A 25,126-nucleotide genomic window follows, 5' to 3' on the forward strand; every position below is an offset into this window, starting at 1 on the left:
TTCAAGAACGAAGTTAAAAAATAAATAACGGAAAACTGCTATTGCCTGATTTTTCTTTTCTGCGTGTTAATGTTTACCGTTCTCTTTTGTACAATATTTTCCGATAATGCTTTATCCTGTTGAAAACTTTTTGAATTTAGTAGTTGGTATGTTGGATAATGAAGATAGTTCTCTTAATAAACAAAGATGGTCACAGGTACTGACAAACTAGTTTCCCAGTAAGTTGAAGATGTTAAAACCGTGGACGGCAACTTATCAGGAATCAGTGCGACACTGATTCCTGTAATTAAGAAGATCAATAAATAAGAAATACTATACTACAATCCTAGAAAGATGAATATTGTAGTCTTTCTTCTTCAAGATCAAGACGCATCAGATGTTTTTTTATTATATCCTCATCCAGATCTTTGTATTCTGCATTTTTTTTCAGCAGCCATCGTCTTTGAAATTCCAAAAGATCTATATAGAGATTTTTGGACGGAGCAGTTCGGCATACATTTTCGACATCATTATATTTTTTCTCCCACTTTGCTACCATGTTCATGACATGGGGATAATCCTGGATTTTATCACCGTATTTGTCCTGGAGGTAATGGACAGTTTCCACTGTCATTTCCTTAAAAAGACTGGCGCTGATCTGTTCTTCGGACATTTCGTTTTCTTCGGAAGGTAAGTTCAGTTTTTTAATGAGAAGGGGGAGAGTTAATCCCTGAACAACAAGAGTTAATAGGATGACTACAAAAGTGACAAATAAAATGAGGCTTCTTTCCGGGAAAAGCTGACCGTTATCCATATAAACCGGAATAGAAAGTGCTGCAGCTAAAGAAACCACTCCGCGCATCCCTGACCAGCCAAAGAAAACCGGGAATTGCCATCCGTGGTTCTGGGCAGCTGCGACCGTCATAAATTTTCTTGCAATGAATGTCGCAATTACGGCGGCATAAGAAGAGATAAACCGGATAAGTATTACAACGCCGGTAATCAAGACACCATATCCGATAGCTTTTGAAATGCTTACATTTTCAAGCTCTGCAATAATCTGGGGAAGGTCAAGACCGATCATCATGAAGACTGTACCGTTTAGTATAAAGCCCAGGCAGTTCCACACACTTATTGTCCGTAATCTGGAAGAACTGCTCAAAAACTTATGCTGGTTATAGGACAGAAACAGTCCTCCCGATACAACAGACAATACACCGGAAGCGTGAGTTTCTTCAGCCGCAAGGTACATAATGTAGGGAGCAATGAGCGTTAAAATGGTATCTATATTAACATCTGTATCCAGTTTTTTATGTACTTCCATAAAGATTTTTCCTGTCAGAATACCAATTCCCACGCCACCGATCACCATCCAGAAAAAGCTTCCCAAAGCTTCATACCAAACAAAATGTCCGGTCATTACTGCGGCTATGGCAAAATGAAATATGATCAATGACGAAGCATCATTCAGTAGGCTTTCGCCCTCCAGGATAGCGGCGGAACTTTTGGGTATTTTCACATTTTTAAGAATTGCCCCCGCACTTACGGCATCCGGCGGCGATACAATTCCACCCAATAAAAAACCCAGGGCCAGGGTAAAACCGGGAATAAAATACCAAGCGGTAACTCCAACTGCGAAGGCAGTGAAGAATACAACCAAAAAGGCAAAACTGCTGATAATCCTGCGCCATTTCCACAGCTCTTTCCATGAAATATTCCATGCTGATTCGTAGAGCAGGGGAGGTAGGAATATAATGAAAATTAGCTCGGGATCAATTGTTATAACCGGGACACTGGGAATGAAGCTAACAGCTAATCCTGCCAATACCAGTAAAATAGGATAAGCGATCCTGATCTTTCTTGCCAGAATAATCAAAAGAGTAATCAATACTGCAAGGATCAGATAAAAAATAAATTTTTCTTCCATTTTGCAAAAATAATATTCCTAAACTTGATCGTGTAGAAGTATCCTACAACTAATTCGACACTATATAGAATTGCACATTAAAATAATGTGCAATTCTATATAGTGCAGCGTTATTGCATCTTTGTATGATATATTTAGCGGGATCTAAGCCCCTCAGTATCGTTAAAAACTATCGGATGCGAATACTTAGATATAGATGAACTGTCTATAGAGACCGTCTAATTGAAGGCGGATTTCATCTGTCAGTTTTTCATCATGATCGTCTGATGCAGCAACAAGCTGACGTTCCAGTTCAGTTATCCTTTCGCAGAGCTCCTCAAGATTCTTACAAAAAGCTTCTGTGTGGGTGAAGTTTTTTCCTTCGCGGGGTTCCTCCGCATTTGGTCTACGGCTGGAGGAAACGGGAGAAACATGATTTTCTTCGTTGAAAGCAATCTGGCGTTTACGGCGACTTTCGGTTTCGTCAATAGCTGCCTTCATTGCCGGGGTGATCTTGTCGGCATACATAATAGCTTTTCCGTTGACATTACGTGCTACACGGCCAATCATCTGTATAAGTGCACTTGCTGACCGCAGAAATCCAGCCCTGTCAGCATCAAGTATTGCAATCAGTGAAGCCTCCGGAATGTCGAGTCCCTCCCGCAACAGACTGATACCTATCAGGATGTCGAATTCTCCGGCTCTGAGATCATTGAGAATTTCAGTTCTTTCTAAGGTCTTAAAATCCGAGTGTAGATATCTCACGCGGAAACCTTCGCTCTGGATATAGCCACTGAGTTCTTCGGCGGCGGCTTTTGTCAGCGTGGTGATCAAAACACGGTTGCCCGAATCCACACATTTTTTTATTTCGCCCAGCAGATCGTCAATATCATTTGCTGATGGCCGTACCTCCACAATGGGATCGAGAAGTCCAGTGGGTCTGACAACCTGTTCAACAACGCGGTCCTCTGAAACTTTCAGCTCATAATTACCGGGGGTGGCCGAAACAAATATAGTCTGCGGTTTGATCTTCTCAAATTCTTCAAAACTAAGGGGATGGTTGTTTTTTGATGAAGGAAGTCTAAAACCATAATCTATCAGGGTATCTTTACGTGCCTGATCGCCCTTGTACATTGCCGAAATCTGCGGAATCATGACGTGTGATTCATCTATAAACAGAAGGCCATCCTTCGGTAAATAATCCAGAAGGGTAACGGGTGGCAGTTTGGGATCACGGCCACTAAAAAAGCTTGCGTAGTTCTCCATACCAGAACAGTATCCGGCAGTACGGAGCATTTCCACATCATCGGTAATACGCTGGTAAAGACGGTCAGCTTCTTCCAGTCTATTTTCGTTGTTGAGCTGTGCAACACGCTCATCAAGTTCGGTCATAATCTGGTCCGCTGCTGCTGTTGCCTGTATTTTTGAAGGTGCAAATAGAGTTTTGGGCGACACTGAATACGCTGTTATATCTTCAAGCTCTTTGCCTGAAGCGGCATCAATAAACTTTAGTGAAGTGATTATCCCGTAACTAAGAACGATTTGTATGGCCCTGTATTCTGAATCAGCGGGAAAAATTTTTATGATATCTCCTTCGATCCGGTAGTTACCACGTTTCAGGGCACGTTCCGTACGGCTGTACTGTAAATGTGCCAGGCCCTGCTCCAGCTGGTCTATCTGAACTGTCATTCCCAGCGACAGGCGAACCTGTAATGCGCTATAATCGCTGGGTGCTCCAAGCCCATAAATGGACGAAACCGATGCGACCACAATAGTATCCCTGCGTTCAATAAGGGATTTTGTGGTGGAAAGGCGGAGTCTTTCCAAATGCTCGTTGATGGAAGAGTCTTTTTCAACGAAACGGTCACTGCCGGGCAGATACATCTCAGGCTGAAAATAATCGTAATATGAGACAAAAAACTCAACAGCATTCTCTGGGAAAAATTGCTTCATTTCATCATATAGCTGAGCAGTCAAGGTCTTGTTAGGTGCAAGAATCAAGGTCGGACGCTTTAGCTGATGGATAATGTTGGCCATTGTAAAGGTCTTTCCTGAACCTGTGATACCTTTGAGTGTCTGGTGGGTCGCTCCAGATTCAATTCCCGAAACAAGTCTTGCGATAGCATCCGGCTGGTCTCCTGCTGGAATATACTTTGAGTGCAATATAAAAAGGCCTTTTGACATAAGTTTCCTGTTAGTTGGTTGTAACACAAATATAATTAAAAAACTGATTCACGGTTTGCCGGTGTTCCGGGAAAATCAATGTTTCATTTATCCGCAAACTAAACCTCCGGAATTTAATGTTTGACCAGCAGGTGTAAAATAGTTTGGTAAGGCCATAATGTGCGTTGGACTGTTATTGATCAGGCACAGTTACCTTTTTTCTGGGTTCAGCGACACCACTCCCTATACAATACAGTATTATTAAAATATAACCCGCTCTTTTACAGTGGTCAGGAAGGTCGCAAATGTATATTATATAATGTTATATGTATAATATCAGGCGTCTCAGGCAGCATAACTTTGTATTATCAAATCAGAGGATCTGGTGATAAAATATCCTTACTACAGAAAATGGAAGAGAATAGTTCAATAAACAATTTAAATATAATCCTGGATGAAATTAAAGCGATTTCATCAGTACTGAATCCGGTATCGCTACAGACACTGGAGGACAATTTAAAGAAAGCGGACCGTATATTTTTTGCAGGTGCCGGACGTACCGGTTTAGCACTGAAGATGGCTGCCATGAGATTTATGCATCTAGGCTTAAATGTATATGTTGTGGGTGAAACAACTACGCCCGCCATCTTAAAGGACGATCTTCTGCTGGTAGGCTCCGGTTCTGGAAGCACGCCGACACTTGTAATCGCCGCTGAAAAGGCAAAAAAACAACATGCAACTGTTATTGGCATTACAGCGGATTCGAATAGCAAAATTGCTAGCCTTTCAGACCATGTGGTGCTTGTTAACGCGGCGGTGAAGACGGACTTTGGAGAATCAGCGTCCCGTCAGTATGCCGGAAGTCTCTTTGAACAGTCTGTCCTTTTGGTCCTTGATGCTGTATTTATGACACTGTGGAGAGATTCAGGCCTGACAAAAGAGGAACTCTGGCCGAAACATGCCAATCTTGAATAACGAGAAATACAATTAAATAAATATTAAAATTTTATATTATGACTAAGTTACAAGTAGCGATTGACTTATTGACTACAGAAGCAGCCCTTGATTTGGCTGCAAAAGTATCACCTTATGTGGATATCATCGAGCTGGGAACACCTTTAATCAAAGCTGAAGGTCTAAAAGTGATCACCGCAATGAAATCCGCGCATCCCGATAAATTGGTCTTTGCGGATCTGAAAACAGCTGATACAGGTGCATTAGAAGCAGAAATGGCATTCAATGCAGGTGCGGATCTGGTAACCGTAATGGGTGCTGTTGATGATTCCACGATCAAAGGTGCGGTAGAAGCAGCAAAAAAAGCCGGTAAAAAAGTAGTAGTTGATACGATCGGTGTAAAAGACCGTGTACAACGTGCCAAAGAAGTTACAGCCTTTGGTGTGGCATTTGTTGAATTGCATGCTGGCCTTGATGAACAAGCGCAGCCGGGTTATAACGTGCAAAAACTTATCGGTGAGGGCCGCGAGGCACAGGTTCCTTTTTCGATTGCCGGTGGTGTAAATCTTGACACGATTAAAGATGTCGTGGCTGCTGGTGCAGCAGTAGCTGTTGCCGGAGGAGCCATCTATGGTGCCCAGGATCCAGCTGCAGCAGCTAAAGCCCTGAAAGAAGCCATCACAGCATAAATCAGAAAGTCGGATTATCCTTCGAAGTCTTCTCTGTACTAACAGGGAAGACTTTATTCTGCGAATCTAATCTGCTCAATTTTTAACTGTAGTGAAGAATGATATAAATAGAATATTTAAAGATTTAGAAAATGAAGACATATAATTTTGGTATAGTAGGCCTGGGTGTGATGGGCCGAAATTTATTGCTCAATATGGCGGATCATGGATTTGCTGTGGCTGGGCTGGATATGGATCAGGAGAAGGCAGGTTCATTGCAGAATGAAGCACAGAAAGACCATCAGATTTTTGCAACCGTTGATCCGGAATCCTTTGTTAAATCTCTGGAAAGTCCGAGAGCAATAATGCTCCTTGTTCCTGCGGGTTCTGCTGTTGACGGGGCAATAGGAACTTTACTTCCCTTGCTGGATGAGGGCGATATAATAATCGATGGGGGCAATACCTATTTTTCTGATACCGACAGGAGGTATCAGGAACTTTCGTCAAAGGGAATCCACTTTTTTGGTATGGGAATCTCAGGTGGTGAGAGCGGGGCCAGAAGGGGGCCGAGTATGATGCCCGGAGGTGATAAGGTAGCTTATGAGCGATTACGCCCCATTTTTGAAGCAATTGCTGCAAAAGTTGATGATGCACCATGCGTTGAATTTTTGGGTAACGGCTCAGCGGGCAACTATGTGAAGATGGTTCATAACGGTATAGAATATGGAATTATGCAGCTTATTGCAGAGACCTATGATATAATGAAGAATGTCTATCATCTGGAGCATGAAGTGATACAGGAATCATTTGAACAGTGGAACAGGGAAGAACTGAATTCCTTTCTCATTGAAATTACCGGAGCTATTCTAAAGCGAAAAGAAGAGAATACTTTCCTGGTGGATCTGATTTCAGACTGGGCTAAATCCAAAGGGACAGGTAAATGGACATCTCAAAATGCAATGGATCTTCAGGTGCCCGTACCTGTGATCGACGCTGCTGTGAATATGCGGGACATGTCCAAATATAAATTGGAAAGGATTCAGGCATCGAAGCTGCTGACCTGGCAAAATACGTCAAAAGTTGATCCTGTTGATCTGGAACATCTGAAGGCCGGTCTTTATTTCGCCATTATTAGCACATACGCACAGGGGCTTGCCCAGCTTAGGATAGCATCTGATACCTATGGTTATGGACTGAATCTGGAGACCGTGTGTAAAATCTGGCGTGGGGGCTGTATCATCCGTGCGACACTTCTGGAAGACTTCCGAAAGGCGTTCGCTTTACAGCCGGATCTTGCAAATATTCTGCTTGATAGGGAGATTGCTGCTAAGTTAAATGCATCACAGGCGGGTATCCGGTCTATCATTCGGGATGCCATTCAGAATGGTACACCTGTTTCGGCATGGATGAATGCACTGTCATATTTCGATTCTTACCGTGCAGAAAATTTGCCTACGAACCTTATTCAGGCACAGCGGGATTTTTTTGGCGCGCATACTTATGAAAGAACTGATAAGGAAGGCGTATTCCATACCCGTTGGGAATCTTAAAATTAAATAAAATGAAAAATAATGATAAAAAGCCAACCTCGATCGTAGTTTTTGGGGCAACAGGAGATTTGGCGAAAAGAAAATTATTTCCTGCATTTTTCAATCTGTTCCTGGAGGGTTGGTTGCCCGAGGAATTTGAAATTCTTTCACTGGGAAGAACGGAACAGACACAGGAAGAATTCAGGAATTATATCCTTGAAAATATCAGGACATTTTCAAGAATCCAAAAATTCTCCCAGGAACAATGGAATAATTTCAGTGAGAAAATTAAATTTATCAGATTTGATATAACACAGGAGGAATCTTTTATCCGGTTGAAAAATGAACTTGATACCATTGATGTAAACTTGGGGATCAGATCCAACCGTCTGTTTTACCTTTCAGTGGCACCCAGTTTTATTGAAACGGTATCGAATAGCTTAAAAAATGCAGGTCTGACCGAGAATGTTGATCAGGACAGGATGATCATTGAAAAACCTTTTGGGTATGATAAGGCTTCGGCCGTAGCGCTCAATAAGCTCCTTTCGCAGACTTTTAAGGAAGAGCAGATCTACCGGATCGATCATTACCTTGGAAAAGAGAATGTACAGAATATCCTGGCTTTCCGTTTTGGAAATACCATTTTTGAGCCATTGTGGAATAATAATTATATCGATTCTGTACAGATTACCGTTGCGGAGACTGTCGGCGTTGAAGACCGGGGCGGATACTATGATGGGTCGGGTGCTCTCCGTGATATGATCCAGAACCATTTGATGCAGATTCTCTGCATGATTGCCATGGAAGCTCCCGCTGCATTTGAATCGTCAGAGATCAGGGACCGTAAAGTAGATGTGCTCAAAAGTGTCAGAAGGATGAATCTTGAGGATATCGGACATTATACGGTAAGAGCACAGTATATCGAGGGAGAGATTGACGGTAAAAAGAAAGCTGGCTATTTGGAAGAACCCGGAGTGAATCCAAACTCAAATACCGAAACATATGTTGCGATGAAGTTTTACATTGACAATGAGCGCTGGCGCGGGGTACCGTTCTATATGCGGACGGGCAAGCGCATGCAGGAAAAAAAATCTTCCATCGTGATCAGTTTCAAAGACGTCCCGTGCACGACATTTCGAGATGATCTGAATATTCTGTTCCCCAATAAACTGGTGATCAATATCCAGCCAGAAATGGACGTCAGGCTGTCGTTCATGACCAAAAAACCAGGTCTGGACATGAAGCTGAAACCGGCTGAAATGGTATTCGACTATTTTGAATGTTCATCGGAAACTCCTGAAGCTTATGAAACCTTACTCTTGGATGCTCTTGACGGGGATTCTACTCTTTTTATGCGTTCGGATCAGGTGGAGGAGGCCTGGGATGTTATCTCTAATATTCAGGCCGCCTGGGAAAGCGGAAATTCGCCAAAGATGGACACGTATGCTGCTGGAAGTGCGGGGCCTGCAGCTGCGGATGATTTATTGAAGAGACAGGGGCATCACTGGTTATCTACTTCCGCCGAAAAATTTAAAAAGGAACAAGATGCTTAATATATTTGCGACCACAGAAGAAATTTTCAAAGAAGCTGCAGCGGTTTTTATCAGTTCTGCAAATGAAGCGATTAGGCAGAAAGGATATTTTGCTGTTGCACTGACGGGCGGATCTTCACCGGAAGGCCTGTATAGGTTATTATCGGAAGATCAGTATAAAAACCAGATCGACTGGGCCAAAGTACTGATCTTCTGGGGAGATGAAAGGTGGGTGCCACTTGACAATGACCTGAGCAATGCCAGGATGTCCTATGAGCAGCTCTTGGACAGAGTGCCTGTTCGGCCGGTCAATGTCTTTCCCATGTACCGGGACGGTATAACAGCAGAGGATTTCGCTGCTGTATATAATGTATTATTAAAAGAAATGCTGGGAAGTGATGGCAGAATGGATCTCATCCTTCTTGGAATGGGACAAGATGGGCATACTGCCTCGTTGTTTCCGGGAACCGTGGCGCTGGATGAAACAGAAAATTGGGTCACTGCGTATTATCTGGAACAGCAGCAGATGTACCGGATTACACTGACGGCCCCTTTTCTTAACAGGGCACGAAAACTGCTCGTGATCGCTTTTGGAGAAACGAAGGCAGAAGCTCTCAAAGAGGTTATCGAGGGGCCTTATAACCCCAGAATATACCCGGCACAATTGCTTGCGCCATCTCAGGGAGAATTATTATTTTTGGTAGACAAAAAAGCAGCAAAATATTTGCACGGCAATATTTAATATAAAAAATAAATATGATCACACATCATCTGAAAGATATTCAGCATAATTCTGAAAGGGCAATCACGCCCTTTCATATTTTTGAATTGGACAGGAATGCACTGGAGGAATATAGGGAACCGCATACAAAAGACCATTTTTGTCTATTATTTGTTAAAAAAGGCAAAATGAAAATGCAGGTGGAGGACCGCCGGTACGATGTGACCGAAAATAACATCTGTGTTATATTTCCTGGACAGCTATCATCAAAAGAACAGATCAGCAGCAACTTTGAGGGCAAGATGATCCTGTTTGATGAAGTGCTGTTCTGTTCGGATATCCTTAAAAATGAGCTGAGTATTTACAATCACAACATTTCTGTCAAACTCAATCATATTGAACTGCCCGTAGCGGAGACCAAGGAAGTAGAGTTGCTGTTGGATCAGATAGAAAAATTATACCATGACCTGACATCGGTAAAGAAAGAACAGGCACGGTTTTACATCAAGATAACGTTACTTAAACTAGTCGAGTTTGTCCACACGAAGTGGGACAAGAATAAACTGACCAATGAAAATACAAAACTCTATGGGAAATTTTTAGAATTACTGGAGCGGCATTACAAGACAGAACGTACAGTAAGCTGGTATGCGGAAAAATTGCTTATTTCACCAAAAAAATTAAATGAGATCACCAAGAAAACCGCGGGGCTGACCTCGATCGAAACCATCCACGCAAGGATCATGAATGAGATCAAGCAGCTGTTGCTGCTCTCCAGCTATTCCCATAAGGAAATTGCTTTCGAACTTGGCTTCAACTCACCTGCTGCACTTAACAAGTTTGTTAAGGCTAAGCTTGATGAAACACCCACGGACCTGCAGCAGCAATTGGCGCAAATGTATAAGACATAGGTATAAGTTGGTTGCGTGACCGCCGGAGAATTGAACTAGGTTTGTAACATAAATCTTAAACATATGTTACCAACGGTTAATTTAAAAAATACAGCGGCTTTTCAGAAGCTTACAGCACATTTCCAGATGATAAAAGATGTGCAGATCCGCAATTTATTTATAGAAGATCCCCATCGGTTCTCCACGTTTTCAGTGCAATGGGGCGATATACTGTTTGATTATTCAAAAAACAGAATTACAGAAGAGACGCTGAATCTTTTGCTGGAGCTGGCAAAAGAGGTGAAACTAGACCAGGCGATTGATAAAATGTTCGCTGGAGACAAGATCAATGCAACGGAGGGCAGGCCTGTTCTGCATACAGCACTGCGCCAGCCAAAAAATGCGGTAGTTACTGTTGATGGAGTGAATATCATACCCCAGGTTCATGAAGTATTGGACCAGATGAAAAATTTCACACAGGATGTACTTTCGGGAAGCTGGACTGGATATACGGGAAAGGCGATAACTGATGTTGTCAATATTGGGATCGGTGGGTCAGATCTCGGCCCCGTCATGGTAACGGAGGCTTTAAAAGCATATAAAACGCCTCTGAATCTGCATTTTGTATCGAATGTCGATGGTACGCACATTTCTGAGGTCTTCAAGCAAGTGAATCCTGAAACCACACTTTTTCTTATTGCTTCCAAAACATTTACCACCCAGGAAACCATGGCCAATGCCCATAGTGCGCGTTCTTGGCTGCTTGAGGCGGGGGCTGAAATAAAAGATATCGAAAAACATTTTGTTGCGCTGAGCACGAATGAAGCTGAGGTGGAAAAGTTCGGAATCAATACGCGTAATATGTTTGTGTTCTGGGACTGGGTAGGGGGAAGATATTCATTATGGTCCTCAATAGGACTGTCCATCAGTCTTGGAATAGGATATGCTAATTTCCAGGCGTTATTGGAGGGTGCCCATGAGGCCGACGAGCATTTTCAGCATATTCCCTTTGAAAAGAATATTCCCGTGATCATGGCTCTTTTGGGGATCTGGTATATCAATTTTTATGGTGCTGAGACCTTGGGTATTTTTTCGTATGATCAATACCTGCACCGTTTTGCTGCCTATTTTCAACAGGGGGATATGGAAAGCAATGGTAAATATATCGACCGTAACGGTCATATGGTTGATTATCAGACAGGACCTATAGTCTGGGGCGAACCTGGCACCAATGGACAGCATGCGTTTTATCAGTTACTTCATCAGGGGACGAAGCTGATACCTGCGGATTTCATCGCGCCTGCTCAGAGTTTAAATCCGCTGGGAGAACATCATAAAATACTATTGTCCAATTTTTTTGCGCAGACCGAAGCACTGATGAACGGAAAATCGGCGGAGGAAGTGATAACCGAACTGCAGGGATCTGGAAAATCAACTGACGAAATCGAGCAGCAGCGTAAATACAAGGTATTTCAGGGAAACCGTCCGACAAATTCATTTTTGCTGAAAAAGATAACGCCAAAATCATTGGGTAAACTGATCGCTCTTTATGAACATAAAATTTTTGTGCAAGGGGTCATCTGGAACATTTTCAGCTTTGATCAATGGGGCGTTGAACTTGGTAAACAATTAGCTAATGCTATCTTACCTGAACTTCAGGAGGATCACCAGGTTCAGGGCCACGACTCATCTACCAATGGGTTGATCAATCAATATAAGTCCTGGCGCTGATTCAGGATAGGTTTTACTCCGAGTATAAAAAGCAGAAGTTTATTACTTCTGCTTTTTATACTTAATACAGTACCATATATGCTGTATGTCAGTGATTAAATGTATAACAATGAATGTTGTGTTCAGTGTGAAGTGTTTGATTTTCAATAGTATAATGGTTTATGTCTGCCTTTTTGTTTTAATTTCAGTTGTTTATTTATAAGGGAGCAAATGTATATCATATAATATTCAATGTATAACATCAGCGTCTGCCATTGCAGTAATTTTGTATAAGAAATTTAAAATAAAAATATGAGTAAGTTATTTGTTGCCAGCGAAGTATTTCACGGAGCTGGAAGTTTATCAGAATTAAAGAACCTTTCAGGAAAGAAAGCGATCATTGTAACTGGTGGACAATCAATGAAAAGAAGTGGGACCTTAGATAGAGCACTTTCCTATTTAAACGAAGCAGGACTTGAAACTGCTGTTTTTGACGGTGTTGAAGAAGATCCGTCTTCGGAAACAAGTCTTAAGGAGCTGCAGTGATGCGTGATTTTGAACCGGACTGGATTGTTGGTCTTGGGGGCTGTTCTGCAATCGATGCGGCAAAAATGATGTGGGTCTTCTATGAATATCCCGATGCCGATTTTGAGGCAATGACAAAGCCTTTCACTGTTCCGACATTACGCCAGAAGGCTAAATTTGTAGCGATTCCTTCTACAAGTGGTACAGGAACAGAAACAACAGGTCTGGCGGTTATCACTGATAGAGAAAAAGGGGTGAAGTATCCGATCGTTTCTTATGAGTTAACTCCGGATATTGCAATTGTAGATGGAGAAATATGTGCTTCAATGCCGGCTCACATCACATCAAATACGGGTCTGGATGCTTTGACACATTGTGTGGAAGCCTATGTGTCGAATATTGAAGATAACTATGCAGATGTACTGGCAAAAGGAGGTCTGGAAATTGTTTTTCAGAATCTGGAAGAAGCGGTGAATAATCCGGGCAATATCAAGGCCCGTCAAAACATGCACGATGCTTCATTTATGGGAGGTTTAGCTTTTAATAATGCGTGGTTGGGTATTGTACACTCATTATCGCATCAAGTTGGCGCCCTTTATGGTATTCCCCATGGTGCAGCCAACGCGATATTCCTTCCAAATGTGATCCGTTACAATCAGACAGCAACAAGCAGATACCCTGATCTGGCCAAAATTGTTGGCAGGACATCAGCAGAGGAGCTGGCTCAGGAAATTGAGAAACTTAGAGCGTCTGTCAATAACATAGGTTCACTTAAAGCATTCGGTATTTCCCGTGAAGACTGGGAGAAAAATCTGGATTTCATCAGCAAAAATGCTTTAGAAGATCCATGTACAGGTTTCAATCCGCGTAAACCGACTTTACAGGACTTAAAAGATCTTTACAATGCTTCTTTTGAAGGTGATATCTATCAGAATTAAACAAGATTGATAAAGAAAGTGGTTTACCCTTTAATTTAGGGTGGATCACTTTCCTCCATTTGATATTTTGGAGTTATATTTATTAAATTGGAATCGGAAATTCTTATTTTGAATTGTATAGTAATAATAATGTTAAATAGAAAGTCCCATGATAATAAACCGCAGAGTTCCATTTAAATTTCTATTAAATGAAATTAAGGTACAATTGTTTACAGTTGCCCTTCTGGGGGTTACTTTTGGTCTATTACCATATTATTTACCAGATTATGCGCCGGATATTTCCATTCAGATAGCGACAACATTGGGTATTGCGATCTCGATTCTGTTATCGTATAAAATCAACCAGTCCTATAACCGGTGGTGGGAAGCCCGTACCATCTGGGGAGCAATCGTAAATGACAGCCGTTCTCTGATCCTGCAGCTCCAGCTTTATGTGAAAACTGAAAACGTAGATGTGGCTAAAATTTCCCATTATCAGATTGGCTGGTGCAGAGCCTTAGAAAGATCATTGAGGCGGCAGGAAATTTGGCCTGTTCTGGAAGATTTGCTCAGCGAAGAGGAAATTAAAAAGCTCCAAGAACATTCAAATGTTCCCCTTGCGATCAGTCAATTACAGAATGGATGCTTGAAAAAACTTTATGATGAAAAGCTGCTGAATGAATTTGCTCTGCTTCAGATAGAAAAAACATTAAATGATCTGGTAGCATCGATGGGGAGGGCAGAGCGGATTAAAAATACCGTTTTTCCACCCACATTTGGACAGATATTGCATGCCGCCATCTATTTGTTTGCCGTTTTTCTGAGTCTGTCATCCTCGTTCCACTTAAACATTGTGCTGCAGGTTGTCATTCTTATTTCGGTTTCGATGATGTTTTTTTTCTTGGAAATGCTAGCGCATAGGCTTCAGGATCCTTTCAGCAACAGCCCTACGGATACGCCTATGACCGCACTTTCACGAACGATAGAGATCAATATCCGTCAACTATTAAATGAGAAGGAAATCCCAGATCCGATTGAGCCGCAGGGATTTTATCTTATGTAACCTTAAAGCATTATTTTATGAAAATTTTTGGTAAAAATACAGAAGGCTCTAATAAGAGAGACCTTTCAGATCAAAGTCCAAGCGAACAGAATTCCGAGGGTTTTGTACGTGTCAGGGGAGCCAAGGAACACAATCTAAAAGATGTTGATGTCGATATTCCCAGAAATAAGCTTGTCGTGTTTACGGGGATATCGGGTTCGGGTAAATCTTCTCTTGCATTCGGTACGATCTATGCGGAAGCACAGCGAAGATATCTGGAATCAGTATCACCCTATGCAAGACGTTTATTTAATCAAATGAATGTTCCGGAAGTCAGTGCCATTCATGGACTGCCCCCGGCTGTTGCCCTGCAACAGAGCAGGGGAGGAACTACCGTCCGCTCTACAGTGGGAAGCGTAACGACTATTTCCAATTTATTGCGGATGTTATATTCCCGGGCAGGGGATTATCCGCCAAAACAGTCTATCATCTATGCAGAAGGATTTTCTCCAAATACGCCGGAAGGAGCATGTCCTGTATGCCATGGTATCGGACGCATCTACGATGTCACAGAAAAATCGATGGTACCGGATGATTCCCTGACAATACGTGAACGGGCTGTGGCTGCCTGGCCTTCGGCTTGGCAAGGGCAAAATCTCCGGGAAATTTTGATGACTTTAGGATTTGATGTCGATAAGCCGTGGAAGGATCTGCCGAAAAAGGACCGGGACTGGATACTATTTACCGATGAAACACCTACAGTACCCGTGTATTCAGGGCTGTCTGCAGCGGAGGTAAACCGCGCAGTGAAAATGAAATTGCCGCCAAGTTATATGGGAACTTTTACCGGTGCCAAACGCTATGTTCTGCAAACATTTGCAAATACCAACAGTCAGATGATGAAGAGACGGGTATCACAGTATATGCTGAATACGGAATGTTCGGAATGTCACGGAAAGAGATTAAAAAAAGAATCTTTGGCTGTAAAATTTGAGGGATTCGACATCGCTGATCTATCCAATCAGTCGTTATCTCAGTTGATGGCCATTTTTACCCCATATGCGGAGGGTAGATTTTTATCTAAAGATAAGGATAAACATCCCGAGAAAGCGATCGTTGCCCAAAATATTGCGATAGATCTCGTTGCCCGGCTAAAAATCATGATTGATCTCGGTCTGGGGTATCTTTCGCTGGAGCGGAGCACGCCAAGTATTTCCCCCGGCGAGTTACAGCGGTTAAGGCTGGCGACACAGGTACACTCAAATCTGTTTGGCGTAATTTACGTTCTGGATGAACCGTCAGCGGGTCTTCATCCTGCAGATACAGAAGCCTTGTTGGCAGTTTTGATAAAATTGAAAGATGCGGGCAATTCAATGTTTATCGTAGAGCATGAGGTTGATATTATCCGACATTGTGACTGGGTTGTGGATGTTGGGCCACAGGCGGGAGCCAATGGCGGGGAAATATTATATAGCGGTCCCCTGAAAGGACTACAATCTGTAGAACGGTCGGTAACCCGTCATTATATTGATCCGGTTCCTGTTACCAAAGAGGTTGTCAGGACAGCTGAACACTGGCTTCGTGCGAAGAATGTCACTAGAAATAATATCCAAAACCTGGACGTGTCAATTCCCTTGGGCGTTCTCACCAGTATTACTGGTACTTCAGGATCAGGTAAAAGCAGTCTGGTAAGTCAGGCGCTGGTAGACCTGATATCGGATTATTTGGGACAGGATATGGAGGAAAGTAGTGATGAACAACCTGAACTATCACAGGAAACCAATATTCATACTTCAGGTGTTATCACAGTCGGCATGGAACACATCAAACGGCTGGTACGAGTTGACCAAAAGCCAATTGGCAGAACACCACGTTCAAATCTGGCAACCTATACGGGGCTTTTTGACAGGGTAAGGCAATTATTTGCTGAAACTGAGCTAGCCAAAAAAAGGAAGTATGATGTGGGACGTTTTTCTTTTAATGTAGCCAAAGGACGATGTGCACACTGCAAAGGAGAAGGATTTGTTATGGTAGAACTGTTATTCCTTCCCAGTGTCTATACACCATGTCCGACCTGTAAGGGAACCCGGTATAATGACAAAACACTGGAAGTAAAGTATGACGATAAAAATATTGCCGAAGTTTTGGACATGACTGTGGATCAGGCCTGGGATTTTTTCAGCAGCGACAGGTCTTTAAGCCAAAGTCTTGAAGTCCTCAGACAGGTCGGTTTGGGTTATATACGTCTTGGACAGCCGGCCACAGAATTATCCGGGGGAGAAGCACAGCGTATCAAATTGGCATCGGAACTGCAGCGTACGCAAAAAGGGAAAACCTTGTACGTTTTGGACGAACCAACGACAGGACTGCATCCGTCTGATGTGGAAAAGTTGATAGGTCAGCTGAATTTTTTGGTTGATGCCGGAAATACCGTGATTACGGTTGAACATGATATGCATGTTGTGGCTTCCAGTGACTGGGTTATAGATCTGGGACCCGGTGCGGGTAAAGATGGCGGAAAGATAATTGCTGAAGGAGCTCCCAGGGATGTAGCTAAGAATAAGCAAAGCAAAACAGCTAAATATTTGGCTGCCTATGTTTAAAAAATGAAAATTAAAGGACGAAATGTCCGCTATTAACAAAATAAATATGTCGTATGAATACAGACGTAATTGGACTCATTGCAGGTGTCTTAACTTCATTTGCAATGATGCCCCAATTGATAAAGGTGATAAGAACCAGAAATGCGGATGACATTTCAATCTTAACACTTATTGTTTTACTTTCAGGCCTTTCCCTGTGGGTCTGGTATGGAATCATGAAACAAGATTGGCAGATCATCCTATCGAATGCCTTTGCCGTTCTGGTCAATTTATCCCTCCTGGCTTACTGTATTATTTCCAGAAAGTGATTTAACAGGTGCAGATCCGAAATGTATGGCACACTGCGATCAAATCTGGCGGCTGCGAAAATTGGGATTAAGTAAATTTTATTTGGTCAATAGTAAATATATAAAGACTTAAGTATGAAATCTTATCGGATAACTCCCGTAAATTTAAGCGACAGTTCTAAATTGGATTCCAGACTGGAGCACCGGAGGACTTTTAATCTTCCGAACTGTGAGCTCAACATATTTGAAACATTTCATAAAAGTGACAATGTAATACTTTCATATAGTGGTGGATTGGTGGTTTCAAGTATGATGAGAGGTAAAAAAGTGATGTCCGTGGAGGGTCAGGAGGCATTTGACTTTCTGCCCGGTCAAAGTGTGATCCTTCCTGACGGACTAACCATGAATGTAGGTTTTCCAGACGCAGATGAAAATCGTCCCGTGCAATGTATCACTCTTACACTGGACTGGAATACTGTTCACAAAAATCTTGACTATCTAAATGAGAGATATTCAAATCATCAGGCACCTTTTGAATGGAAACTTGATTTTTCGCATCAGCATTTCGAGAATAGCATGGAGCTGGTAGCAAGTCTCAATAAGCTTGTTAACCTTAGTATGGAGGAAGGTTTTGCAAAAGAGGCAATTGCGGACCTGTCTCTTAAAGTACTTCTATTAAGGCTTCTTCAGACCCAGAACCGTTTGTCAGTGAACAGCAATCAATCAATGTATGACAATCGAATTCAACCGGCAATCAATTATGTGCATAAGCATCTTACGGAAAAAATAACTGTTGAAAAGATGGCAAGAGAATGCTGTTTGAGCCAATCATCTTTTTATCAATATTTTAAAAATATACTGGGCATAACTCCACTGGAATTTGTTCTGCGTACACGCATAGACCATGCAAAAAAAATAATGGCTGACAGTTCCGTTACTGTGACCGAAGCCTGTTATGCATCAGGTTTTAATAATGTGAATCATTTCATTAAAATTTTTAAAAGGCTTGAGGGGCTTTCTCCGGGCCAATATAGACACTGATTAACGCAAAGTGCGCGTTAAATAGGTATGTAATTGGTTAAGCTGAGAAATTAAAAAAAGGTGGGACATTTATTCGATGCCCCACCTTTACTTTTTATTTTCGCTCTACATGAGTTTACGAACGGTTTTTTATCATGCCATGTGGATCGATAATAAACTTTTTGCTTGAACCATCCGAAAAGTCTTTATAGGCTTGTGGTGCTTCGTCAAGACTGATAACCTGCGGGTTCATGATCGTTTTCATCGAGATACGGCCCCATAGAATGGCCTGCATAATTTGATAGTTGTAACGTCCAATTGGAGCCATTCCCGTTTGAATATGCAATGACTTAAGCCAACCTTTTCCCCAGTCGACAGTCAGTTTACCGTGCTTAGCGTTCTCATCACGTCCTCCTGGGTCAGAAGGAGTATAGATACCTGGAATCCCTATACCTCCGCTTGCGCGGACAACATCGAAAAGATCATTGATAACTGCATTGGGATTTTCTTTTTTGTAGTCTTCATCACCATGTCCATGTGCCTCATAACCTACGGCATCCACACCGGCATCCACTTCCGGTACTCCGAGAATCTGTTCGATCTGTTCTGCTACACTGGCATCAAGGGTAAGATCAACAGTTTCCATTCCCGCCTGTTTGACAAGTTCCAACCGCTCCTTGTTCATATCTCCCACAATAACGCAGGAAGCTCCAAGAAGCTTTGCTGATTCTGCAGCACAGCGTCCCACTGGTCCAGCACCAGCAATATAAACAGTAGATCCTGTTGTAACACCAGCAGCATACGCGCCATGATATCCTGTTGGGAGAATGTCAGATACTAATGTGAGATCTAAAATCTTTTCCAGCGCTTGTTCTCTATCTGGAAACTTAAGGAGCTGAAAGTCAGCATAGGGGATAAGACAATATTCAGATTGGCCACCTAACCAGCCTCCCAGGTCAAACCCATAAGCGCCAACAGGAGCATCCGGATTAACGGTCTCGCAGACGTCGGTATTTCCATTTTTACAGTTTCTGCACCGTCCGCAGGAAACGTTGAAAGGGACTGAAACGATGTCACCTACCTTGATGAATTCTACGTCTTTTCCAATTTCAACTACTTCGCCTGTGATTTCATGACCCAATACGTGTCCCACAGGTACTGAGAAACGTCCCCTAAAAATGTGCTGGTCACTGCCACAAATATTTGTGGAGACCACTTTAATGATTACCGCATGATGAATGTCCTTTCCCTTGGGGTTCTGGAATGTGGGATAGGCAATTTCATTTACTTCTAAGTTCCATGGGCCTTTGTAGACCACTCCTCTGTTACTAGCCATAATGTTTTATTTTGATGGTTTATAAATGTTTGTATTCCCTCATTCTGTGAGGATTATATATTAAAATTAAGCAATATTTAGTCCGATAAAACATGTTGAACTCAGTAACGGAGAATGCTTATTCTAATATCAAGGATCGTTCTATTGTTCTGTGATCCAGTTATGATGAGAATAGTAGAAACCTTGCTTTTTAAAGCACTTATAATTTATGGAGCGAGACCTATTTTTGTAAGATTTTAGTATAAAATTTATCCAGTAATGTTTGGGAATAATGACTTACCAGAATTTTATTTTTGGGATAAACCAAATCTGTAATGAATACTAAACGCGAATAAGTAAGATATGAATCAGTAAAAGAAATTACTGGAATCATTTTCAAAAAAATGCATAACCGCCAGCTTCTAAAGCCTGACGGTTTTTTTTGTTTCCCGGTACTCACATTAGGAAAACAACGGCAAACTTAGTACCTCTCATACCACCAGCCCCCAACTCTGATACTATCTGCAACACCTTTGTTTCCAAGCCCGCATAGGCGGGTATTACAAACTTAAAATGTAATGAAACATGAAAAAATCAAGACAAAAAATTCTGCTGGCGTTGCTGTTTATTTCGCTTATCAGCAATGGGACTTTTGCGCAGGGAAATGGTGCTGCAGGTATCCAGGAAGCCACGCAGATGGTTACAAGCTATTTTGATCCGGCAACAAAGCTGATCTATGCTATCGGTGCTGTGGTCGGACTGATCGGAGGTGTTAAAGTGTACAACAAATTCAGTTCGGGTGACCCTGACACTTCAAAGACAGCGGCGAGCTGGTTCGGCGCCTGTATATTCCTGATTGTCGCTGCGACCATTTTGCGATCATTTTTCCTTTAGGCTAACCCGATTAATTTTTTTCAATTATGGCAAAAAATAAGATGGTTACGCCACTGACGTATTATGGCGGAAAGCAACAGCTGGCCAAGATCATTATACCGCTTATTCCACCCCATTATACCTACGTTGAACCGTTTGTTGGGGGAGGAGCGATATTCTGGTCAAAACCAAGGTCTGAGGTTGAGGTGATCAACGATTACAACCGTGAGCTGATCAATTTTTACGAGATGGTCAAAAATCAGTTTGTTGAACTGGAAAAAATGATCCGAATAACGCTTCACAGTAGATCCCTTCATAGCGATGCGCTGGTGATCTATAACAATCCCCATCTCTTTGACAGATTACAACGAGCCTGGGCAGTCTGGGTTCTATGCAATCAGTCTTTCAGCGCAAAGATCGGTGATTCATGGGGTTATGATGTTCGGGATCAGACTTCCACTAGAAGATTGAGTAATAAGCGAGCATCATTCTCCGAGGAATATGCTATACGACTTCAGAATGTTCAGATCGAAAATACGGATGCTATTCGGATTATTAATTCAAGAGATCATGAAAAGGCTTTTCACTATTGTGATCCGCCTTATTTTAACAGTGACTGCGGTCATTACGACGGGTACAGCAAACATGATTTTGAATCTCTTCTATTATGCCTGTCCCGTGCAAAAGGCAAATTTCTATTGAGCAGTTATCCCAGTGATCTCCTGAACAAATTTAGCCGGGATCTTAATTGGCACACTGTCAAAATGCAGAAAGATGTACTGGTCGATAAACATTCCGGAAAAGTACCCAAGAAAAAGATCGAAGTGCTGACCGCCAACTATGACCTTGCTATCGTGCAGGGGACCCTAAACTTTAAATCCCAAGAACATGAAAACCTATAACATCAATAAAGGTATCGGCTGTACAGTCGAATTTAAAGGGTTGAAAGCGCAGTATCTCTTCGGATTTGCCGGAGGATTGTTATTGGTCCTGATCCTGGTTATGGTGCTGTACATGGCTGACGTAAATATGTATATCTGCCTTTCGGTCGGCTGTATTTCTGCATCGCTGATTGTTTGGAAAACTTTCAGTCTGAACAACAAGTACGGTGAACATGGGCTGATGAAGCTAGGTGCGAAAAGAAAGCATCCACAATTTATCATCACCCGTAAACCTGTACAATCTTACCTTAAATACTCGGTTGCAAAAGGTGAGAAAATCCAAAATTTTAACACTAAATCTTCAAGGCTATCATGAGAAATATCTCTAAAACAACTACGTTAGAAAGCCGTTTTCCCCTCCTTGCAATTGAGAACGATTGTATTATATCGAAAGAAGGAGACCTTACGGTGTGTTTCCGTGTAAGGCTACCGGAAATTTTTACGGTGGGCACGGATGTATACGAATCCATTCATTCCTCATGGAGTAAAGCGATCAAGACTTTGCCTGATTATAGTATCCTGCACAAACAGGACTGGTATTTAAAGGAAAACTATCAGCCGGATCTTGAAAGAATTGAACATAGTTTTTTGTCGCGTTCTTTCCAGCTGCATTTTAATGAGCGGCCGTTTCTGAACCACTACTGTTATATTTTCCTTACAAAGACCACAAAAGCAAGGATGCAGTCCCAGAGCAATTTTAGCAGTTTGTGCAGGGGCAATCTTGTTCCAAAAGAAATAAGGGATAAGGAAGGAATGCGGCGTTTCTTGGAATCGGTAAGCCAGTTCCAGCGTATCATCAATGACAGTGGTCATATAACAATGGATCAGCTGGGTGAAGCTGAAATATTGGGGAGCGAAGGGAAAACCGGAATCCTTGAACAGTATTTTACACTGTCACGTGATGCCAATCCCGTTCTGCAGGATATGGCTCTGGGAGCAGAGGAACTTAGGATAGGAAGTAAGAGGATGGTACTTCATACCTTATCCAGTACAGACGATCTTCCGGGAGCTGTTTCAGACTGCAATCGCTATGATAGGCTTTCCACAGATCGCAGTGATTGTATGTTGTCTTTTGCCAGTCCTGTGGGGCTGATGCTGAGCTGTGACCACATCTATAACCAGTACCTGTTCATCGATAATAGTTCTGAAAACCTTAAGAAATTTGAGAAGTCCGCCAGAAATATGCACTCATTGGCACGTTATAGCCGGGCGAACCAGATCAATAAAGAATGGATAGAGCGTTATCTGAATGAAGCACACTCCCACGGTTCACCATCGATCCGGGCTCATTATAATGTATTTGCGTGGAGTGAAGACCGCCAGGAGCTACGCAACCTGAAAAATGATGTCGGAAGTGCGCTTGCGTTAATGGAATGTAAGCCCCGTCATAATACCGTAGATGCTGCCACTTTATATTGGGCGGGAATTCCGGGCAATGCCGGAGATTTTCCTGCCGAAGAATCCTTTTACACTTTCATCGAACCGGCATTGTGTTTTTTTACGCAGGAGACCAACTATCAGAATTCACTTTCTCCTTTTGGGATCAAGCTTGCGGACAGGCTGACTGGGAAACCGGTGCATTTGGATATCAGTGATCTTCCCATGAAAAAGGGGATTATCACGAATAGAAACCGTTTCATCTTAGGGCCATCTGGGGGTTGGCGGGCTATTCTTAATTGAGTAGCCCGCCAGCCCACCCAAAAAATGGAAGTGGAAAATCATTCTTCACCAATCATATGGTGAGACAGTATTATGAGCAAGGAACTCATGTGCTATTAGTTGATACGGGTAACTCTTATCAGGGTCTTTGCGAACTGATCAAAGGTAAGACTAAGGGAAAAGACGGGGTTTATTTCACCTATACCGAGGAAAACCCGATCTCATTCAATCCTTTTTTTACCGAAGATAATGTCTTCGATATCGAGAAAAGAGAAAGCATTAAGACCTTGATCCTCACATTATGGAAAAGGGACGACGAAGCTCCTAAACGTAGTGAGGAAGTGGCACTCTCCAATGCAGTCGCAGGATATATCGAAAGAATTAAGAATAGTTCTGAAAGACCTTGTTTCAATGCTTTCTACGAATATATCAAAGGGGACTACAAAAAGATTCTTCAGGACAAAGAAGTACGTGAGAAAGATTTTGATCTGGCGAACTTTTTAAATGTGCTGGAACCCTATTACAAAGGTGGTGAATACGATTACTTACTAAACTCAGAAAAAGAGCTCGATTTGCTTAATAAGAGATTTATTGTCTTTGAAATTGATGCGATCAAAGATCACAAAATACTGTTCCCTGTGGTTACGATCATCATTATGGAGGTCTTTATCAATAAGATGCGTCGGTTAAAAGGTATCCGTAAGATGATACTCATAGAGGAGGCTTGGAAGGCCATTGCTAAAGAGGGGATGGCAGAATATTTAAAATATTTGTTTAAAACCGTCAGGAAATTTTTCGGTGAGGCGATTGTGGTTACGCAGGAAGTGGATGATATCATACAGTCTCCCATAGTCAAGGAAACAATCATCAACAACAGTGACTGCAAGATACTACTCGACCAGCGGAAATACGCCAATAAATTTGACGAGATCCAGAATATGCTCGGGCTTACAGAACGGGAAAAATCGCAGATACTTTCGATCAATCAGGACAATGACCCAAAGCGCAAGTATAAGGAAGTATGGATAGGACTTGGAGGAACGCATTCAGCGGTCTATGCGACAGAAGTGAGCGAGCAGGAGTATTTGGCATACACCACGGAGGAATCGGAGAAAATGGAAGTGATGGATCTAGCGCATGAAATGGGCGGGGATGTTGAAGCCGCCATCAAAAAAATATCACTGAAAAAGATCAAGGGTTTATCACTCTTGGACCATCAGAATAAATAAAAATCCTAAAAATTTTAAAAAATGAAAAATTTATTAATGACCGTGTTTATGGTAATGGCAATTACCCTATCACACAAAGCAAATGCACAATGGGTAGTAACAGATCCAGGAAATCTGATTTCAGGGGTTCTGAACAGTGCAAACGAAATTGTACAGACCTCAAATACTGTAAGTAATGTGGTGAAGAATTTTAACGAAGTCAAAAAGGTGTATGACCAGGGAAAAGAATATTACGACAAACTAAAAGCAGTCAACAATCTTGTCAAGGATGCAAGAAAAGTTCAACAGACAGTTTTATTGGTTGGTGATGTCAGTAATATGTACGTGAATAATTTTTCCCGCATGCTGAACGACAAAAATTTCTCTGCCGCAGAGCTGGTGGCAATTGGAAACGGTTATTCATCACTGCTAAACGAGAGTACCGAACTGCTTAAAGAATTAAAGCAGATTGTTAGTTCAAGCAGCTTATCACTGAATGATAAGGAGCGTATGGAGATTATTGACCGTGTGTATAAAGAGGTTAAAGAATACCATAGCCTGGTAAGATATTACACCAATAAAAATATCTCTGTCAGCATCTTACGAGCTAAAAAGCAAAATGACACCAAGCGCGTCATGGATCTATATGGAACTGCTAGTCAAAAATATTGGTAATAAATTCTC

20 protein-coding genes and 1 pseudogene are annotated in these 25,126 nt (G+C 42.1%); 18 read left to right on the forward strand and 3 right to left on the reverse strand.

The annotated features are described in order from the left end of the window. Nucleotides 1-325: 325 nt before the first annotated feature. Entirely contained in the window at nt 326-1,906 is a 1,581-nt protein-coding gene (locus tag DTA23_RS26050) for a Na+/H+ antiporter (protein WP_112376455.1), read from the reverse strand. 186 nt (nt 1,907-2,092) lie between these two features. Beyond that, entirely contained in the window at nt 2,093-4,069 is a 1,977-nt protein-coding gene (gene uvrB / locus DTA23_RS26055; RefSeq protein WP_112376456.1) for an excinuclease ABC subunit UvrB, read from the reverse strand. A 390-nt stretch (nt 4,070-4,459) separates the two neighbouring features. On the opposite strand from uvrB, the gene hxlB reads away from it, so the two are divergent. The 13 genes from hxlB to DTA23_RS26115 all read left to right on the forward strand — a co-directional run bounded on the left by hxlB (nt 4,460) and on the right by DTA23_RS26115 (nt 18,467). Continuing rightward, nucleotides 4,460-5,023 carry a 6-phospho-3-hexuloisomerase gene (gene hxlB / locus DTA23_RS26060; RefSeq protein WP_112376614.1) on the forward strand — a complete coding sequence of 188 codons (564 nt, stop codon included), beginning with the start codon at nt 4,460-4,462 and terminating at the stop codon, nt 5,021-5,023. A gap of 38 nt (nt 5,024-5,061) precedes the next feature. After that, nucleotides 5,062-5,691, forward strand: a complete 630-nt coding sequence (hxlA, locus tag DTA23_RS26065; RefSeq protein WP_061084748.1) for a 3-hexulose-6-phosphate synthase — start codon at nt 5,062-5,064, stop codon at nt 5,689-5,691. A gap of 131 nt (nt 5,692-5,822) precedes the next feature. Beyond that, nucleotides 5,823-7,220, forward strand: coding sequence for an NADP-dependent phosphogluconate dehydrogenase (gnd, locus tag DTA23_RS26070; protein WP_061084747.1), 1,398 nt, complete (start codon nt 5,823-5,825; stop codon nt 7,218-7,220). 11 nt (nt 7,221-7,231) lie between these two features. Further along, nucleotides 7,232-8,752 (forward strand): glucose-6-phosphate dehydrogenase, encoded by a 1,521-nt coding sequence (gene zwf / locus DTA23_RS26075; RefSeq protein ID WP_112376457.1) that lies wholly within the window; start codon nt 7,232-7,234, stop codon nt 8,750-8,752. Next, on the forward strand, nt 8,745-9,473 hold the full coding sequence (gene pgl, locus DTA23_RS26080; protein ID WP_112376458.1) for a 6-phosphogluconolactonase: 729 nt from the start codon (nt 8,745-8,747) through the stop codon (nt 9,471-9,473). Before zwf ends, pgl begins: the two co-directional genes overlap by 8 nt. Before the next feature lie 14 nt (nt 9,474-9,487). Beyond that, nucleotides 9,488-10,363, forward strand: coding sequence for an AraC family transcriptional regulator (locus DTA23_RS26085; RefSeq protein ID WP_061084744.1), 876 nt, complete (start codon nt 9,488-9,490; stop codon nt 10,361-10,363). Between the two features lie 63 nt (nt 10,364-10,426). Beyond that, complete coding sequence (gene pgi / locus DTA23_RS26090) at nt 10,427-12,073, forward strand: glucose-6-phosphate isomerase (RefSeq protein ID WP_112376459.1); 1,647 nt, start codon at nt 10,427-10,429, stop codon at nt 12,071-12,073. A gap of 291 nt (nt 12,074-12,364) precedes the next feature. Continuing rightward, the gene (locus DTA23_RS28225) at nt 12,365-12,598 is read left to right on the forward strand and encodes an iron-containing alcohol dehydrogenase (RefSeq protein ID WP_218565475.1); all 234 of its coding nucleotides are present in this window, start codon (nt 12,365-12,367) and stop codon (nt 12,596-12,598) included. Next, nucleotides 12,598-13,515 carry an iron-containing alcohol dehydrogenase gene (locus DTA23_RS26095; RefSeq protein ID WP_218565476.1) on the forward strand — a complete coding sequence of 306 codons (918 nt, stop codon included), beginning with the start codon at nt 12,598-12,600 and terminating at the stop codon, nt 13,513-13,515. Before DTA23_RS28225 ends, DTA23_RS26095 begins: the two co-directional genes overlap by 1 nt. Nucleotides 13,516-13,663: 148 nt before the next feature. Beyond that, nucleotides 13,664-14,557: a bestrophin family protein gene (locus DTA23_RS26100; protein WP_112376460.1), complete on the forward strand. Its 894-nt coding sequence runs from the start codon at nt 13,664-13,666 to the stop codon at nt 14,555-14,557. 17 nt (nt 14,558-14,574) lie between these two features. Further along, nucleotides 14,575-17,139: an excinuclease ABC subunit UvrA gene (gene uvrA / locus DTA23_RS26105; protein ID WP_112376461.1), complete on the forward strand. Its 2,565-nt coding sequence runs from the start codon at nt 14,575-14,577 to the stop codon at nt 17,137-17,139. A 53-nt stretch (nt 17,140-17,192) separates the two neighbouring features. Beyond that, nucleotides 17,193-17,447, forward strand: coding sequence for a SemiSWEET transporter (locus DTA23_RS26110; RefSeq protein WP_027374815.1), 255 nt, complete (start codon nt 17,193-17,195; stop codon nt 17,445-17,447). A gap of 114 nt (nt 17,448-17,561) precedes the next feature. Then, a complete protein-coding gene (locus tag DTA23_RS26115) occupies nt 17,562-18,467 on the forward strand; it encodes a helix-turn-helix domain-containing protein (RefSeq protein ID WP_034722849.1) in 906 nt (301 codons plus the stop codon). A gap of 115 nt (nt 18,468-18,582) precedes the next feature. Here DTA23_RS26115 and DTA23_RS26120 read toward each other — a convergent pair whose 3' ends face one another. Further along, nucleotides 18,583-19,782, reverse strand: a complete 1,200-nt coding sequence (locus DTA23_RS26120; RefSeq protein ID WP_027374817.1) for an alcohol dehydrogenase catalytic domain-containing protein — start codon at nt 19,780-19,782, stop codon at nt 18,583-18,585. 564 nt (nt 19,783-20,346) lie between these two features. Between DTA23_RS26120 and DTA23_RS26125 the strand changes: the two genes are divergently transcribed. The 5 genes and pseudogenes from DTA23_RS26125 (at nt 20,347) to DTA23_RS26145 (ending at nt 25,117) form a co-directional block, all read left to right on the forward strand. Beyond that, on the forward strand, nt 20,347-20,655 hold the full coding sequence (locus tag DTA23_RS26125; protein WP_061085369.1) for a DUF4134 domain-containing protein: 309 nt from the start codon (nt 20,347-20,349) through the stop codon (nt 20,653-20,655). Nucleotides 20,656-20,681: 26 nt separating this feature from the next. After that, entirely contained in the window at nt 20,682-21,536 is an 855-nt protein-coding gene (locus DTA23_RS26130; protein ID WP_061085370.1) for a DNA adenine methylase, read from the forward strand. Then, the gene (locus DTA23_RS26135) at nt 21,523-21,891 is read left to right on the forward strand and encodes a DUF4133 domain-containing protein (RefSeq protein WP_061085371.1); all 369 of its coding nucleotides are present in this window, start codon (nt 21,523-21,525) and stop codon (nt 21,889-21,891) included. Before DTA23_RS26130 ends, DTA23_RS26135 begins: the two co-directional genes overlap by 14 nt. Then, a pseudogene (locus DTA23_RS26140) lies at nt 21,888-24,463 on the forward strand (TraG family conjugative transposon ATPase). Before DTA23_RS26135 ends, DTA23_RS26140 begins: the two are co-directional and overlap by 4 nt. Before the next feature lie 21 nt (nt 24,464-24,484). Next, nucleotides 24,485-25,117: a DUF4141 domain-containing protein gene (locus DTA23_RS26145; protein WP_060868789.1), complete on the forward strand. Its 633-nt coding sequence runs from the start codon at nt 24,485-24,487 to the stop codon at nt 25,115-25,117. The last annotated feature ends 9 nt before the right edge of the window (nt 25,118-25,126 follow it).

The organism is Sphingobacterium multivorum (assembly GCF_900457465.1).
GTDB classification, from domain to species: Bacteria; Bacteroidota; Bacteroidia; order Sphingobacteriales; family Sphingobacteriaceae; genus Sphingobacterium; species Sphingobacterium multivorum.